We start from the raw sequence: 16,533 nt of genomic DNA, 5'->3' as shown, positions 1-16,533 counted from the left end.
TCTTATCATCTCAGAGTTAATTAATGCTTTAATTTTTTACTAATTAAATCTTTTAATTACTCCTCCAATCTTACATCAAGTCCAAGTCCTTGTAACTCGTGAAGTAATACATTGAATGATTCCGGAATACCTGGTTCAGGCATTGATTCACCTTTTGCAATGGCTTCATAAGTTTTTGCTCTACCAATCACGTCATCAGACTTCACCGTTAAGATTTCTCTCAAGATGTTAGAAGCTCCAAATGCTTCAAGAGCCCAAACCTCCATCTCTCCAAATCTCTGACCACCGAACTGAGCTTTACCTCCTAACGGCTGCTGAGTAATCAATGAGTAAGGACCGATAGAACGTGCATGCATCTTGTCATCAACCATGTGTCCCAGTTTCAGCATGTAGATAATACCTACTGTAGCCGGCTGCGTAAATCTTTCTCCGGTACCTCCATCATAAAGGTGAGTGTTACCGAATTTAGGAAGACCTGCTTTCTCTGTATACTCGGTAATCTGATCAAGAGTTGCCCCATCAAAAATTGGTGTAGCGAACGTCATTCCTAATTTCTGACCAGCCCATCCAAGAACTGTTTCATAAATCTGACCGATGTTCATACGAGAAGGTACCCCTAGTGGATTCAATACGATATCTACCGGTGTTCCGTCTTCAAGGAATGGCATATCTTCTTCACGAACGATTCTTGAAACGATACCTTTGTTACCGTGACGTCCTGCCATTTTATCTCCTACATTCAACTTACGTTTCTTAGCGATATATACTTTAGCCAACTTCATGATACCAGCCGGAAGCTCATCTCCGATAGAAATTGCGAATTTCTCACGGTTTTTAACTCCCTGAATATCATTGAACTTGATTTTATAGTTGTGAATTAATTGTTTAACCAATTCATTCTTATCGTTATCTACTGTCCAGTCTGCACCGCTTACGTTAACGTAATCTTCAACTGAAGTCAATAATTTATGAGTGAATTTCACACCTTTACCAATGATTTCCTCATCAAGGTCGTTGGTAACTCCCTGAGAAGTTTTACCACCTACCAGTGTATTTAATTTTTCAATTAAAGTGTTTCTTAACTCATCAAACTTAGCCTTGTAAGTGTTTTCAATTTCTTCAAGTTTAAGTTTTTCTTCAGTTCTCTTCTTTTTGTCTTTAATATTTCTGGAGAACAATTTTTTGTTGATCACAACACCTCTTAATGAAGAGTCTGCTTTTAATGAAGCATCCTTAACATCACCGGCTTTGTCACCAAAGATTGCTCTAAGAAGTTTTTCTTCAGGAGTTGGGTCAGATTCACCTTTTGGAGTGATCTTACCGATCATAATATCTCCAGGCTTCACTTCAGCACCAATTCTGATCATCCCGTTCTCGTCAAGATCTTTAGTCGCTTCTTCAGAAACGTTTGGAATATCTGCTGTCAGTTCTTCCATACCTAATTTGGTATCACGAACTTCAAGAGAGTACTCGTCTACGTGGATTGAAGTAAACCAGTCTTCACGTACCACTTTTTCGTTGATTACGATTGCATCCTCAAAGTTGTATCCTTTCCAAGGCATGAAGGCTACTACTAAGTTTCTACCAAGCGCTAATTCTCCGTTTTCGGTAGCATAACCATCACAAAGTACCTGTCCTTTTTCCACTGTTTCACCTACTCTTACGTTTGGTCTAAGGGTAATGGTTGTACTCTGGTTGGTTTTTCTGAACTTGGTTAATTTATATGTTTTCGTAGCGGACTCGAATTGTACTAAATCTTCGTCATCGCTTCTTTCATATTTAATGGTAATCTGATCAGCATCTACATACTCAACAGTTCCTCTCCCTTCAGCATTGATCAAGATTCTTGAATCTTTAGCCACCTGCTGTTCCAGACCTGTACCCACGATTGGAGCCTGTGGCTTCAATAGAGGAACGGCCTGACGCATCATGTTGGATCCCATCAATGCACGGTTCGCATCATCATGTTCCAGGAATGGAATCAATGAAGCTGAGATACCAGAGATCTGGTTTGGTGCAACGTCGATAAGGTTAACCTGAGAAGGCTCCACTACCGGATAGTCACCATCCAGTCTTGCAATAATTCTGTCTGTTAAGAATTCTCCGCCATCCGTCAATTCAACGTTCGCCTGAGCAATTACTTTATCTTCTTCATCTTCTGCATTCAGATAAATAGGATCAGCATTAAGGTTTACTGTGCTGTTTTCTACTTTTCTGTATGGAGTTTCGATGAAACCTAAGCTGTTAATTTTAGCATAGATCCCCAGAGATGAAATCAAACCGATGTTTGGTCCTTCCGGAGTTTCAATCGGACAAATTCTTCCGTAGTGGGTATGGTGAACGTCACGAACCTCGAAACCTGCTCTTTCTCTAGATAAACCACCAGGCCCTAGTGCAGAAAGTCTACGCTTGTGCGTGATTTCTGATAATGGGTTGGTTTGGTCCATGAACTGAGAAAGCTGGTTGGTACCAAAGAACGAGTTAATTACAGATGTTAATGTCTTAGCATTTACCAGGTCAAGTGGAGTAAATATCTCGTTATCTCTAACGTTCATTCTTTCCTTGATTGTTCTGGCAATTCTTGAAAGACCTACACCGAACTGTCCTGCCAATTGCTCTCCAACAGTCTTGATTCTTCTGTTTGATAAGTGGTCAATATCATCAACCTCTGCTTTAGAGTTTACCAATTCGATCAAGTGTCTTACGATAGCAATGATATCTTCTTTTGTAAGAACCTCAGTGGTTGTAGGGATATTTAGACCTAACTTTTTGTTTAGTCTGTAACGTCCTACTTCACCAAGTGAATATCTTTGTTCAGAGAAGAATAATTTTTCAATGATTCCTCTTGCCGTTTCCTCATCGGGTGGATCTGCATTTCTTAACTGACGGTAGATGTACTCTACTGCTTCTTTTTCAGAGTTCGTAGGGTCTTTCTGTAATGTATTCTGGATGATAGAGAATTCATTGCTGTTTTCTTTGTGAATCAGGATAGATTTCACGCCAGCATCAAGAATAAGATCTAAATGTTCTTTTTCAAGAATAGTTTCTCTGTCCAGGATGATTTCATTTCTTTCAATAGAAACTACTTCACCTGTATCTTCGTCTACGAAATCTTCGAACCAAGTGTTCAATACTCTCGCAGCCAATGTTCTTCCTTCTACTTTCTTAAGGGCAGCTTTAGAAACTTTCACTTCTTCAGCAAGGTCGAAGATCTGAAGGATATCCTTATCAGATTCATAACCGATAGCTCTTAACAGGGTAGTTAATGGTAACTTTTTCTTACGGTCGATATACGCGTACATTACGCTGTTGATATCGGTTGTAAATTCCATCCAAGATCCTTTGAAAGGAATAATTCTTGAATAGTATAGTTTAGTTCCGTTAGCGTGGTAAGTTTGTCCGAAGAATACACCAGGCGAACGGTGAAGCTGCGTAACAATAACTCTCTCAGCACCATTGATGATGAAAGATCCACTAGGCGTCATATAAGGAACCGGGCCTAAATACACATCCTGAACCACTGTTTGGAAATCCTCGTGCTCAGGGTCTGTACAATACAATTTAAGTCTTGCTTTAAGAGGAACTGAATACGTCAATCCTCTTTCCACACACTCGTTAATTGAATAACGTGGAGAATCTACCAGATAATCAAGGAATTCCAATACAAACTGATTTCTAGAATCGGTAATTGGGAAGTTTTCCTGGAAGGTTCTGTATAAACCTTCGTCTGTTCTGTCTTCTGGAAGGGTATCAAGCTGGAAAAAATCTCTGAAAGACTCTAACTGGATGTCCAGGAAGTCAGGAGTGATAATTTTTCCTTTTGCTGATGAGAAGTTAATTCTCTGATTCCCCCTTGTAGTTGCTGTTGTTTTACTCATAAAACTTTTAAGAAAGGGTTAAAAAATATTTTGATTCATTAAAAAATATCAGGAGCAGAAGAAAGAAAATCAAGAAAAAATAAAAGACTTCAAATGTTTGGCGCTATTAGAAATAGTCTTTAATCTTTTTTCTTTATTCTTAGAATCTGATTCCTAACTGCAACGCTGGTATATCTTTTCACAGCGTAATGCAAAATATTCTTATTAACTTTTGAGGCAGAATAGCCGCTATACCTATACACACGAAACCCCTTTCACTATTTGCATGAAAGAGCTGATTTACAATATTTTACAGGTTTATGTACAATTATTCGCGCCAAAAGAGGGACAAAATTACAAAAATTTCTGCATATACACAAATAAAACCTCTCATTTTGAGATCGTTAAACGAATTAAATATAAAAATGGCCGCTTTTAAGGGCGGCCATTGCTTTTATCGTATCTGAGAAATTATTTTACAACAATCTTATAAGATTTTACGGTTGTTCTGGTTTCTATTTTCACAATGTAAACACCTGCCGGCAGTGAAGCTGTACTGATTTCAGTATTGCCTGAGAATTTGTCAGATCTGATCAGCTGCCCCTGAGCAGAGAACACACTGTAAATACCGGTTTCTTCAGACTTCACATTAAGGTTTTCACCTGATTTTACAGGATTAGGATATACTTTGATATCATTAGCCTTTTCAGTAATATCAGAATCAGTAATTGCTTTTGCTGATGCCTGACCGATTTTCAACAGAGAGATATAAGGGGATAGTGGAGAATTCGGTGCTCCTCTTCTGACAAGGTCTGTATCTACTACCGCCTGAATACCATCTTTATCAAGATCATTAATTCTGGAAATAAATCCTGCCCCGAAGTCATCTAGATTATCTTTACCAATAGCATAAAGATCATAATCAGCTCCATTTGAATTTAAATCAATAAAATCAGGTTTATCATCACCATCTGTATTTTTAAGAGGATATTTCAATATTCCTGAATCCGGAGAAGTTTCCAGGATATCGGCAATACCATTATTTCCTACGGCAACATTACTATCTATAATACCGTTACGGTCTGTATCAATCTGACTGATTACAGATGCAGGAATACCCGATTCAAATAAATCTAAAATACCATCATTATCAGAATCTAAATCCAGGTAGCTGGAAATCCCGTCTCCCAATACCTGTACAGGACCAAAAACTCCTTCTGTATCATCATCTTCAAATTTCCCGTTCTGATCAAGATCTTCAAGAGCATCCGGAATTCCATCGTTATCAGAATCAAGATCACAAGCATCTTTAATACCATCTGCATCAGTATCTAATGAAGGGGATTTATCATTCACTGCTGTACATCCTTCTGCACAATCAGGAATACCGTTTCCATTCATATCGATACTGTCATTACCGTTTGAACATTGGTCAAAACAGTTTGGAATCCCATCATTATCATCATCTCTGCTGGCAAATGCATTATAGATGTAATAATTCTGAGGAATACGAATTCCTGTACCGCTGTAGAAAGTTATTTTAATACGGTTAAAAGGTTTTGTCGCCTTACCTCCGACATAAAATTTGTTTGAATCTGTTGTGAAGAAGTTTCCACTAATCAGGCTTCCTGTACTTGTGAAAACATCTGTTTGAGTATTATTGTTATAAAGAGTCACCCTAATATTTTCAAGAACACTTACCCCGATCAAATTGGCCGCTTTTTCCAATGTAAATCCGGCGTATGTATTGGCTGGAAGCATAGTATTGGTATCCACCGTTGCATAGGAAGAGAAAATACTCAGAAATGACGCTGCAGGAATCGTTGCTGTAGCATAATTAGAAGTATTGGTATCCACAATAGCAGAAGGGTTGGTCATTTTCGCCAAAATAAGACCAAGAAATCCAGGACCGGAAGTCCAGTTGGTTCCCGTTACCAGATTACCGGCAATCGCAGAACCACTTGTCTGAATTTTATCGTTACAGTCACAAGATGCAGGCTCCTCAAATGCATAATACACTTTTAAAGATCCTAAATTAATCCCTAAAGTCTGCGTCACTTTTAAACGTACTTCGTTAAAAGGCTTGGAAGAGGTAAGGGTAACCTTCTGTTTTCCTGAACCAAAACCTAATACTTTGATATTGATCAATCCTCCTCCATCTAATAACGTTCTGGAATCCTGCAGCTGGCCATATAAATAAGTTTCTACTGTGATATTTTTCAGGAATTCTGCACTTATAAGTTTTCCTTCATCATCAGGAGAGATGACAAAACCTGCTTTGTTTCCTGCAGGATATACCTGATTTTTATCTAAAACCCCCACTGAATAAGATCCAAGAAGACCTGCAGGCAATACAATAGACCCGTAGGAATTTTTATCACCATCTCCGATTCTTTCTCTATTCTGAACAAAAGAAAGCGGAGCAATAAAACTGCTGCTTCCGGATACATTACCGTCTACCCCACTTCCAGCAATAATATCATCACAGATATTATTCTGGTCAACAGGAACTTTGGCTGGATCAAACGCGAATGCATAATATACATTCATTGCACTGAACAAAGACAGTACGTTGGTCTGATAGAGTCTTACTTCATTAAATTCTTTTGTTGTTTTTAAATGCAGGAAAATTCTGTTTTTACTCCCTCCAAATGCCGGTACAGACAATAATGTACTGCTTGTCGTGGTTTCCTGAAGCACACCATTTTTGTAGGTACTGATTCGTAATGAACTTAACAGATCTACTGTAATAAAACTTGTTCCAAGGTCTACATTAAATCCCGTGATATATCCTGCCGGATAAGTGGTATTTGTATTTTTTACTGAAATACCATTTCCACTCAACAGGGAAGCAAAATTACCCATGCTTACGCTGTTATCAAGATTCGCATCCACCACCGGATTCATGCTTCCGCTATAACAAGCCAGACAGATCCCTGAGTTGTTAACAGGTTTGGCTTCCACCCCCATTCCACGGATAGGTTCATAGCCTTTTTGTGCGAATGCTGATGCTGAGATGATCAACACCAGAAATACTGACGCCCATTTTTCGAATAATTTTTTTGTCATTTTTTGTTTTATTTTTTTTGTTAAGGTTTGTGTTTATTGATTATAGATTTTGCCATCCGTACACAGCATTACCAGTCTGTCTGCAACCGATAAAAGTACCGCTGGTTACTCCCAATGTAGTAGTCACTTCATAAAGTATTGATCCTGCATTACTTGAATCACAAGCTGGTCTTGCAGCAGAAGCCTTTATCTGAAGAGCCTTACTTATTTCAAGATCCGCATAATTGGTTGAGCTAGGCGTGACATTGATCCCAACATCCGTAATCACTGTTCCTGCATTCCCTTGTCCTGAAAATACGTGAGAAGTATTGGCGTAGGTTGATTGGGCAGCCACTGAGGTACCGTTAATTCCAATGGCAACAGAACCTGTCCCACTTACCGTATTATTGCTTCCAAGAGCAAAATTATTTAAGGTCACATTATTGTTGGCCCCGAATGCGAAGCCACCATTTGAAGCATCATTTGAGTAACCTACTGCAACGGCTACAGAGTTTCCGGTTCTATTAAAACCTCCAAAAGCAAAATTGTTGGATGATATTGCCGAATTTCCTGTACCAAACACTTTCCCCCCCGCTGTAGCGGTATTTCCTGAGCCTATCGCTATTCCGGGAAAATTAGCCGCTGAAGCCGTCGCTGTATTTCCTCTTCCAAGGGCTATATTATTTGAAGTGTTATTGACCGTATTCGTACTTCCCCATGAGAGGCTGGAAGCATTTTCACCACCGCCTGAGAGTCCTCCTGCAGCATCAAGAACTGCATGAACTTTATTCGCACTGATCATAACAAGATCTGCAGATCCTTTAGGTCCCAGATAATTAGCTGAAATCGGAGCAACTCCTAAAGTTTCTGCTGATGTAGAAATTTCGCCAACGGCATTTCCTTTAACCTGCCATTCCGTTCCTGTCTGCTTCTGCCATAGTGATCCGTCAAAATAATAGTAACCGGAAGCAGTAACATTAACCGTCTGAACAGCAGGAGCAGCATCGATAGCCGTTACGTAAACCAAAGCTCCGGTTTGAGCAGTAGTATAGGTTTTAGCAGTCAACTGACTTACTGAAATCCTGGGTGCAATAATGCCATCCAATTTATTTGTGTTTAAAGGAAAACCTACCACATCAAGGCTTGCCTGGGGCTGATTAGTATTAATTCCTACTTGTGCGTATGCCCCAAAAGAGAGAGCCATGGCTGCGATCGTAAATAATCTGTTTTTCATTTTTAGTGAATTTTGTTTTTTTGTGTGTTTATTTTTTATTAATAAGTACAGAGATCCTTTCACCCGCATAAAGAGGAGAACATTGTTGTTTTTCGTTAAAGCGAATGGATTGGATACCTATTAGAGAGTCTGCCTAAGATAATTTGTCAGGAAACTTAATGATGTCGCTAAATCCTTTCGTACTTTTAGAATCTACAGACAAATGGACATTGGATTTCTGGTATTTACCAGTCCTTGTTTCTATAGATGGAGGGTTGATATGGAGTTGATCTGATGTAATAAAAGAGAGAATTCTGCTATGAGAAGAATGAATTAGAGCGAAGTAATTGAATGTACTGTAATCAGTTCCAGAATAATAGTTATTTTTTAAACGGAACACTTCTTTGTTCCATTCCCTACTAGTGCTTGTTTCTGGTAAAAAATGATTAGTACCAGGTCGATCATATTGCGGGTTTTCTGAAGAGTTCGCTGTGATGTATTCGAAACTATTTATGATATCCGTACGGTATTTTTGAACAGTGGACTTCTGTACCACTGAAGATATAATGCTGAGATTCCCAACCTGCAATGCAGCCAGCATACTGATACAATATGCTACAGCAGAGCCGTAGAAAATAAAGTAACTTTGTTTCAAATTGTGCGTTTTTTTTCGATACAAATATAGTTATTTTTCAAACATTACAATATTCTAATGCAAAATAATTAATAAAAATAAGCTATTCTATAAATAATAAATATTAAATTGTACCGATTATTAATTATTTCACAATTATAATCAAATATGAAATTACATCCATCATGCATATTTGAATACGATTAGCGAATATTTCAGTTTTAATAATTGAATCCCCACAAAAAAAGCCCGGACATTACTGTCCGGGCTTCCTATTTTATAGTAAATTGAATTATTTCAATTCTACTTCAGCACCAGCTTCTTCTAATTGCTTCTTAAGAGCTTCAGCTTCGTCTTTGGAGATTCCTTGTTTGATAGCAGCAGGAGCTCCGTCTACGATATCTTTAGCTTCTTTAAGACCAGCACCAGTTAAATCTTTTACCAATTTAACGATAGCTAATTTAGATGCACCTGCAGACTTAAGAATTACGTCGAATTCAGTCTTTTCTTCAGCAGCTTCTCCACCACCTGCAGCAACTACTACAGCAGCAGCAGCTGGCTCAATTCCGTACTCATCCTTAAGGATAGTAGCTAATTCGTTTACGTCTTTTACAGTAAGGTTTACTAGCGTTTCAGCTAAATTTTTTAAATCTGACATTGTTGTAATGTTTTTGTTGATTATTTATTTAATTTTTTGAGAGTAATTATTCAGCACTTGGAGTTTCTTCCGTGCTTTCTGCAGCAGGAGCTTCTGGAGCCGCCTCAGCAGGAGTTTCTTCCGCAGCAGGTGCAGCAGCTTCTTCAGCTTTAGCTTCTACTGTTTCAGGTTTGTTTTGAAGAGCAGAAACAACTCTTTGAATTGGAGATTGAAGTAATCCGATGATTTCTCCGATCATTTCTTCTCTAGACTTGATGTTAGCAAGTGCAGATAAGTTTTCGTCTCCAACGTAGAAAGTTTCCTGAAGGTAAGCAGACTTTAAAGCTGGCTTATCTTCTTTCTTTCTGAACCCTTGAATTAATTTTGCAGGAGCGTTTGCCGTATCAGAAATCATCAATGCTGAATTTCCTTTGAACGTTTCAAACATTTCAGAGTAATCTACTCCTTCCATTTGCTCCATTGCTTTTTGTAAAAGTGTATTTTTTACCACTTTCACTTTGATATTCTGTTTGAAAGCCTGTCTTCTGAAATCAGAAGATTTAGCAGCGTTCAAACCGTCTAGATCTGCTACGTAAACTACTTTCGCATCCTGAAGCAAGTCTTTGATCTCTTGTATTGCTACAACTTTTTGGTCTTTTGTCATTGTCTTAAGGATTATTATTAGTTAACAGATTTACTATCAATTGCAATACCTGGGCTCATTGTAGAAGACAAATAAATGCTCTTCACATAAGTACCTTTAGCAGCAGTTGGTTTCATTTTGATCAATGTCGAGATTAATTCCTGAGCATTTTCTTTGATTTTATCAGCATCGAAAGATACTTTACCAATACCTGCGTGGATGATCCCGTATTTATCTACTTTGAAATCAATTTTACCTGCTTTCACTTCAGTTACTGCTTTACCAATTTCCATGGTTACAGTTCCTGATTTAGGGTTAGGCATTAGACCTCTTGGTCCTAATACTCTACCTAATGGACCTAATTTACCCATAACAGCTGGCATAGTAACGATAACGTCAACATCTGTCCAACCTTCTTTTATTTTTTGTAAATATTCGTCAAGACCTACATAATCAGCTCCAGCTTCTTTAGCTTCAGCTTCTTTATCTGGTGTAACAAGCGCTAAAACTTTAACGTCTTTACCAGTTCCGTGAGGAAGAGATACTACACCTCTTACCATTTGGTTTGCTTTTCTTGGATCTACACCCAATCTTACAGCGATATCTACAGAAGCATCAAACTTTGTAGTGTTTACTTCTTTTACAAGAGCTGCACCTTCTTCAAGGTTATAGATTCTACCTTTTTCTACTTTGCTTAAAGCTTCTTTTTGCTTTTTAGTTAATTTTGCCATTTCAGTAAGTTTTAAGCGTTAGTTGGTTTAGTTCCTGTTACTTTTAATCCCATAGATCTAGCAGTACCAGCTACCATAGAAAGAGCAGAGTCTATTGTAAAACAGTTAAGGTCTGCCATTTTATCTTCAGCGATCTTTTTAACCTGATCCCAAGATACAGCCCCTACTTTATTTCTGTTTGGTTCACCGGAACCTCCTTTGATTTTAGCCGCATCCATCAACTGGATCGCTGCAGGTGGAGTTTTAATAACGAATTCAAAAGATTTGTCTTCGTATACTGTAATTACTACAGGTAAAACTTGCCCTGGCTTATCTTGGGTTCTTCCGTTAAATTGCTTACAAAACTCCATGATGTTCACACCTGCAGAACCCAATGCTGGACCTACCGGTGGAGAAGGGTTAGCTGCGCCACCTTTCACCTGAAGCTTTACCATTTTAAAGACTTTCTTAGCCATTTTATTTTTTTTTAGTTTGAATAATTAATGAGTTTGGAAGCATTATTTATTCAGCAGATCACCGACTCACATACAGTAAATCTACTTTTCGGACTGCAAAATTATGAAATATTTTTGAATTAGCCAATGGAATGTGTTGATTTTTAGAAAGAATTATCAATATTTTTTTATTTGTGTCTGCCGGAAACGGAAATCGACAAAGTTTACATTCTTATTTTGAAATCTATTTTTTACGGCTAACCTCTATTCTCCTGGTTACAAATAAGTTCATCATAAAATAAGACAGCTATCAGCTATCAGCTTTGTTACTTCATATAGGGCATTTGTGTAAATCAGATTTCCGGAGAGAAGTACATTTTAGAAATTGAAATTGTCTCCATAAAGAGAAAGCTCTTTGTAAAGAAATACTCAAGGAAATAATTACCCATTCATGATTCACCAAAAGAGACCCACACTTTAAAGATAACCGACTTTTCAGAAAATTTCTCATTCAAAAAATAACTCAAGAAAATATAAAAGAAGCTGCCTCCAGACAACTTCTTTTATATAAGCAATTCATTTCTCCTGCTAAAACCAGACGGCTTGTTGATCGTACTCGCTGAACCATTCGTACCTCCGAGATCAGAATTAATATCGCCGATATTCTGTTTAGTGATAAGTCTTTTATAGGCCATCAGATAGAGGTCTATTGTAAAATTATTATAGGTTCTTCCAGGGTTAGCAGATGTAAGGGCAATAAGCTTACTGTCCGTAAACCTAGCTCTGATGTGCCAAGTCCCTTTACTTTTAAATGCTGTTACATCAGGAGATCCCTGTCTGTTGTCATTGGTTCCGTTATCGCCGTAATCAAGAGCTACATTGGTAGTACCATCATTCATTTTAAATGAATAATTATGAACTACGACCAAGAACTTATCCGCATCTATTTTAGTATCATAATCTGTAATTCCCGCACCGGATATTCCCGTAAGAGAAAGCTTAAGATAATTGAACAGTCCGCTGCTTTCCAGTTTAGGATCATACAGCTGGAGCGAATTTTCAGAAGTAGCCAAAAAACTTCCTCCGGTCATCGTAGGTTCTCCGGGATTTCTAAGATATAGTGAATTGGTGTATGTATTTCCGTTAACATCCAATGTCTCTTTGGGATCAGTGGTTTTGATTCCAACTCTTCCAGACTGGGCGTTTACCAACATTCCCAGAAATAGTATCATTATAATGCAAATTCTTTTTTCCATGATCATCATTTATTGAAGCCCTAAAGGCGTATTGGTTGAAACTCCTGAATAAACCGGCGAAGCTGAAGCGGATACAGACCCGGTAAAGGTTCCCCATTCTTTCACCAGTGATTTTTCAAATACATTAAGGGTAAGAGTCCAGGTACCGTTCACTGAAGACACCGTACCAACTCCTTTAAAGCTTAAATTAATAGCGTGATACTTTTTCCCTCCGTTCGTCACCTGAGTTACTTCCGTAGAATAAGCTCCGAAGGATTTGGGTGTGGTTGAAGTATTTACCGCTGAAACAGCGCTTGTAAAAACAGCACCCGTAATGGCCACTACATATTTACTGGTTTCCAGGCCAGTATTGAGATTAACGACTTCATCCTGGCTTACATTTCTAAGAATAATATTATAGGTATTCACAGGGGCTACATTACGGAGTGAAATATCCAGCATCTTGATTTTTCCGACAGGTGAAGTATCTTTTGAGCGGGTGAGAAGAAAATAATTTCCTGTTGCGGGTGAATTGACGGTATCTACAAGGTAAGATTCAACCAATGTTTCTCCCGCTACATCTAAAGTTCCCTGAGGATTAGCAGTATTAATACCCACCTGTGCGTTTGCAGCACATAAAGCACCCGCCACAAGGAATAATGTGGTGATTTTTTTCATGATGTCAATCTTTTTTATTGAATTAATGGAGCAGCAGCTGCACCCGTAGTGGAAGCTCCCAGATCCTGAGTATTGTTCATTTCTTTTGCATAAGCTTTGTCAAAAACCAGCAGGTTGAGCGTCCATTCTCCTGTAGGAAAGGAATTATCCGGAGCAAATCCCTGGTAGTCGGCTTTCAGCTTCCATGTTCCACCGGATGAATAGGCAAAAATCTGTGGAACAGGTGTAAGCCAGTCGGCAGAATAGGTTCTTACAGGCTGTGTAAATCCGAATGAGGAAATTACCACAAGAAATTTGTTGGAGTTGATTTTGGTATCAAACTGATTGACCCAGTCCTTATCTGAAGGATCACAGGTAATTTTAAACTGAATCAGATTAATGGGTGCCGGTGAATTAGGTACAAAAGAATCATTGTAGGCCGTAATTTTATTTTCCGGTGCCGGAGATTTGATAACGAATGTATAATTTTCATCTGCGCCTAACTTTTCTAACGGACTTTTGAAAATCATTCCTGATGTTTTCATTGTTCCGTTTACTGAGAGGTCTTTTTCAGGCTTGGAGGTATTGATACCCACCTGTGCGTTCAAAGATACAGCGCTTGCGAGAAGCACCATCGAAATAATTTTAGTCATTGGACTTATGTATTGTGTTTGTATTTACTAATTCCTTAGTTCATTGTTTACCTTTCTAATTCTGTATAGCCAATGATGTTTCTCTACATCTGCTATGCGTTAAATAAATTAAATAGGATAAAGCTTTAAGGATTAATTGCTTACTTGTTTACAAGAAACATGCCATATGAAAATAAATCAAAAAATAATTCTTTATTTTCACAAAAAACGAACAAATTATCACAAATAGGTGAAAACTAAGTTAAAATAAAGTCCCTTTTTTAGGAACCTCACAATAAATTAATTCTCTGAAGTCTCCCATTAAAAAAATTTGAAACTATGACTACAGGTACCAAAAAAAGACCGCTTTAAAAAGCGGTCTTTATATATTATTTCAAAAGTATCAATTATACTTTTTCTACTTGCATATAGCTAAGCTCCATTGGAGTTTTTCTACCGAAGATCAATACAGAAACTTCGATTTTCTTTTTGTCTTCAAGAATCTTCTCAACAGTTCCGTTGAATCCGTTGAAAGGTCCGTCAATTACTTTAACGTTTTCACCTACAATGTACGGAATCTCAACGTCAGTTGCGAATTCTGATAACTCATCCATTCTTCCCAACATTCTGTTTACTTCAGACTTTCTCATTGGAACAGGATCTCCTCCTTTGGTTAAACTCAGGAAAGATATTACTCCCGGAATGTTCTTAATTGCGTGAGGAATTTCACCCATCAGATCAGCTTCGATCATTAAGTATCCAGGATAGTAAGGTTTCTCTTTAGGAACTTTTTTACCGTTTCTTATCTGAATAACCTTTTCCATAGGAATAACCACCTGAGTCACGTACTGCTCAAACCCTAGACGTTTGATTTCTGTCTCAATATAGTTTTTCACTTTATTTTCCTGTCCGCTGATTGCTTTCAGCACATACCATTTCAATTCGCTCATTATGGGAAAATACTTTTTTAGTTGAACACGTTAATTAGCATTCCAATTATGTTGCTGATTGCTTTTGAAAACAATTCATCAACTCCAAAGGTAAACAATGCCAAAATCACTGTAGCTATAGTTACTACAATAGTGGAAGACTGAAGATCAGACCACTTTGGCCATTCAACTTTATGTCTGAATTCGTTATAAGAACCTTTTAAAAAATCAACAAATGAACTCATAATTAATATTTGCACGGGCACAAGGATTCGAACCCTGATCAACGGTTTTGGAGACCGGTATCCTACCATTGGACGATGCCCGTAGATAAAAAGCTTCCGAGAGTTTCCTTCCGGAAGCTTTATTTATTTTAAGATGATTAGTCTAAGATTTCAGTTACCTGACCTGAACCAACTGTTCTACCTCCTTCTCTGATCGCAAATCTAAGACCTACGTTAAGAGCGATTGGCTGTAACAATTCTACAGTGATCTCTAAGTTATCACCAGGCATTACCATTTCTACACCTTCTGGTAAGAAGATCTCACCTGTAACGTCAGTAGTTCTTACGTAGAACTGAGGACGGTACTTGTTGTGGAATGGAGTGTGACGTCCACCTTCTTCCTTAGAAAGGATATAAACAGAAGCTTTGAATTTTTTGTGTGGCTTAACAGAATCTTTCTTAGCGATTACCATACCTCTCTTGATGTCAGTTTTTTCAATACCTCTCAACAATAGACCTACGTTATCTCCAGCTTCACCTCTGTCAAGGATTTTTCTGAACATCTCAACTCCTGTAATCGTAGAAGTTAATTTTTCTTCACCCATACCGATGATATCAACAGGATCACCTGTATTGATAATACCAGCTTCGATTCTACCCGTTGCAACAGTACCTCTACCTGTAATAGAGAATACGTCTTCGATTGGCATCAAGAATGGCTTGTCAGTATCTCTTGGTGGTTGCTCGATCCAGTTATCAACTGCATCCATTAATTCCTCAACAGACTTGAACCATTTATCTTCAGTATCAGGAGTAGCAGCAGTAGCAGCTGTAAGAGCACCTAATGCAGAACCTTGAATTACTGGAGAGTTGTCTCCGTCAAAATCGTAAGTAGATAGTAAGTCTCTAAGCTCCATTTCAACAAGCTCTAATAACTCAGCATCATCTACCATGTCAACTTTGTTCATGAAAACAACGATTCTTGGTACGTTTACCTGACGGCAAAGTAGGATATGTTCTCTAGTCTGAGGCATAGGACCGTCAGTTGCAGCACATACTACGATAGCTCCGTCCATTTGAGCAGCACCAGTTACCATGTTCTTTACATAATCCGCGTGACCTGGACAGTCAACGTGAGCATAGTGTCTTTTTTCAGTTTCGTATTCAATGTGAGCAGTATTGATAGTAATACCTCTTTCTTTTTCTTCTGGAGCAGAGTCAATTGCAGAGAAGTCTTTTTTCTCAGCAAGACCTTTGCTAGCTAATACAGCAGAAATTGCAGCTGTAAGAGTAGTTTTACCATGGTCAACGTGACCAATAGTACCAATGTTCAAGTGTGGTTTGTTACGATTAAACGTTTCCTTTGCCATGATTTAAAATTATTTATTTTATTATTTTTCAATTTTTCGGTGTGCAAATATAATGATTTTTTAAATACCAAAACCTTTTTCATGAAAAAAATTTCAATATTCAAATCAAAGAAGCACAAACCTTATATTTCAATGTATTGAGACTGCAAATTTACACAAATTTCCGGATTGAAAAAAATCATGTCTAACGTTTTTATTTGATTTTGTAAACTATATGATTAATTACTAACAGGATAGAACCCTAAAATATTTTTTTTATCATTAAAATTAAGGGTATAAAAACCGTCTT

The 16,533-nt window shown here is 37.9% G+C and carries 14 protein-coding genes and 1 tRNA gene; all 15 read right to left on the bottom strand.

Annotation, left to right across the window (positions count from 1 at the left end):
- Positions 1-56: 56 nt before the first annotated feature.
- On the bottom strand, positions 57-3,878 hold the full coding sequence (rpoB, locus tag BUC06_RS03395) for a DNA-directed RNA polymerase subunit beta (protein ID WP_073329716.1): 3,822 nt from the start codon (positions 3,876-3,878) through the stop codon (positions 57-59).
- 450 nt (positions 3,879-4,328) lie between these two features.
- A complete protein-coding gene (locus BUC06_RS03390; protein ID WP_073329713.1) occupies positions 4,329-6,926 on the bottom strand; it encodes a T9SS type A sorting domain-containing protein in 2,598 nt (865 codons plus the stop codon).
- A gap of 40 nt (positions 6,927-6,966) precedes the next feature.
- Complete coding sequence (locus BUC06_RS03385; RefSeq protein WP_139263274.1) at positions 6,967-8,139, bottom strand: hypothetical protein; 1,173 nt, start codon at positions 8,137-8,139, stop codon at positions 6,967-6,969.
- A 133-nt stretch (positions 8,140-8,272) separates the two neighbouring features.
- Positions 8,273-8,773, bottom strand: a complete 501-nt coding sequence (locus BUC06_RS03380; protein ID WP_139263272.1) for a hypothetical protein — start codon at positions 8,771-8,773, stop codon at positions 8,273-8,275.
- 271 nt (positions 8,774-9,044) lie between these two features.
- Positions 9,045-9,410, bottom strand: coding sequence for a 50S ribosomal protein L7/L12 (gene rplL / locus BUC06_RS03375; protein ID WP_034749652.1), 366 nt, complete (start codon positions 9,408-9,410; stop codon positions 9,045-9,047).
- 46 nt (positions 9,411-9,456) lie between these two features.
- A complete protein-coding gene (rplJ, locus tag BUC06_RS03370; RefSeq protein WP_073329704.1) occupies positions 9,457-10,053 on the bottom strand; it encodes a 50S ribosomal protein L10 in 597 nt (198 codons plus the stop codon).
- Between the two features lie 17 nt (positions 10,054-10,070).
- The gene (rplA, locus tag BUC06_RS03365) at positions 10,071-10,763 is read right to left on the bottom strand and encodes a 50S ribosomal protein L1 (protein ID WP_073329701.1); all 693 of its coding nucleotides are present in this window, start codon (positions 10,761-10,763) and stop codon (positions 10,071-10,073) included.
- 11 nt (positions 10,764-10,774) lie between these two features.
- Complete coding sequence (rplK, locus tag BUC06_RS03360; protein ID WP_073329698.1) at positions 10,775-11,218, bottom strand: 50S ribosomal protein L11; 444 nt, start codon at positions 11,216-11,218, stop codon at positions 10,775-10,777.
- Between the two features lie 542 nt (positions 11,219-11,760).
- Complete coding sequence (locus BUC06_RS03355) at positions 11,761-12,453, bottom strand: hypothetical protein (RefSeq protein WP_073329971.1); 693 nt, start codon at positions 12,451-12,453, stop codon at positions 11,761-11,763.
- A 9-nt stretch (positions 12,454-12,462) separates the two neighbouring features.
- Complete coding sequence (locus BUC06_RS03350; protein ID WP_073329695.1) at positions 12,463-13,110, bottom strand: hypothetical protein; 648 nt, start codon at positions 13,108-13,110, stop codon at positions 12,463-12,465.
- 14 nt (positions 13,111-13,124) lie between these two features.
- On the bottom strand, positions 13,125-13,742 hold the full coding sequence (locus BUC06_RS03345) for a hypothetical protein (protein WP_073329692.1): 618 nt from the start codon (positions 13,740-13,742) through the stop codon (positions 13,125-13,127).
- A gap of 386 nt (positions 13,743-14,128) precedes the next feature.
- The gene (nusG, locus tag BUC06_RS03340) at positions 14,129-14,671 is read right to left on the bottom strand and encodes a transcription termination/antitermination protein NusG (RefSeq protein WP_073329689.1); all 543 of its coding nucleotides are present in this window, start codon (positions 14,669-14,671) and stop codon (positions 14,129-14,131) included.
- A gap of 17 nt (positions 14,672-14,688) precedes the next feature.
- Positions 14,689-14,895, bottom strand: coding sequence for a preprotein translocase subunit SecE (gene secE / locus BUC06_RS03335; protein ID WP_034723808.1), 207 nt, complete (start codon positions 14,893-14,895; stop codon positions 14,689-14,691).
- Between the two features lie 12 nt (positions 14,896-14,907).
- Positions 14,908-14,978, bottom strand: a tRNA-Trp gene (locus BUC06_RS03330).
- A gap of 54 nt (positions 14,979-15,032) precedes the next feature.
- Entirely contained in the window at positions 15,033-16,244 is a 1,212-nt protein-coding gene (gene tuf / locus BUC06_RS03325; RefSeq protein WP_034749673.1) for an elongation factor Tu, read from the bottom strand.
- Positions 16,245-16,533: the final 289 nt, after the last annotated feature.

It is taken from the genome of Chryseobacterium carnipullorum, assembly GCF_900142785.1.
GTDB lineage: Bacteria > Bacteroidota > Bacteroidia > Flavobacteriales > Weeksellaceae > Chryseobacterium > Chryseobacterium carnipullorum.
This window is presented reverse-complemented; position numbering and strand designations above follow the sequence as displayed.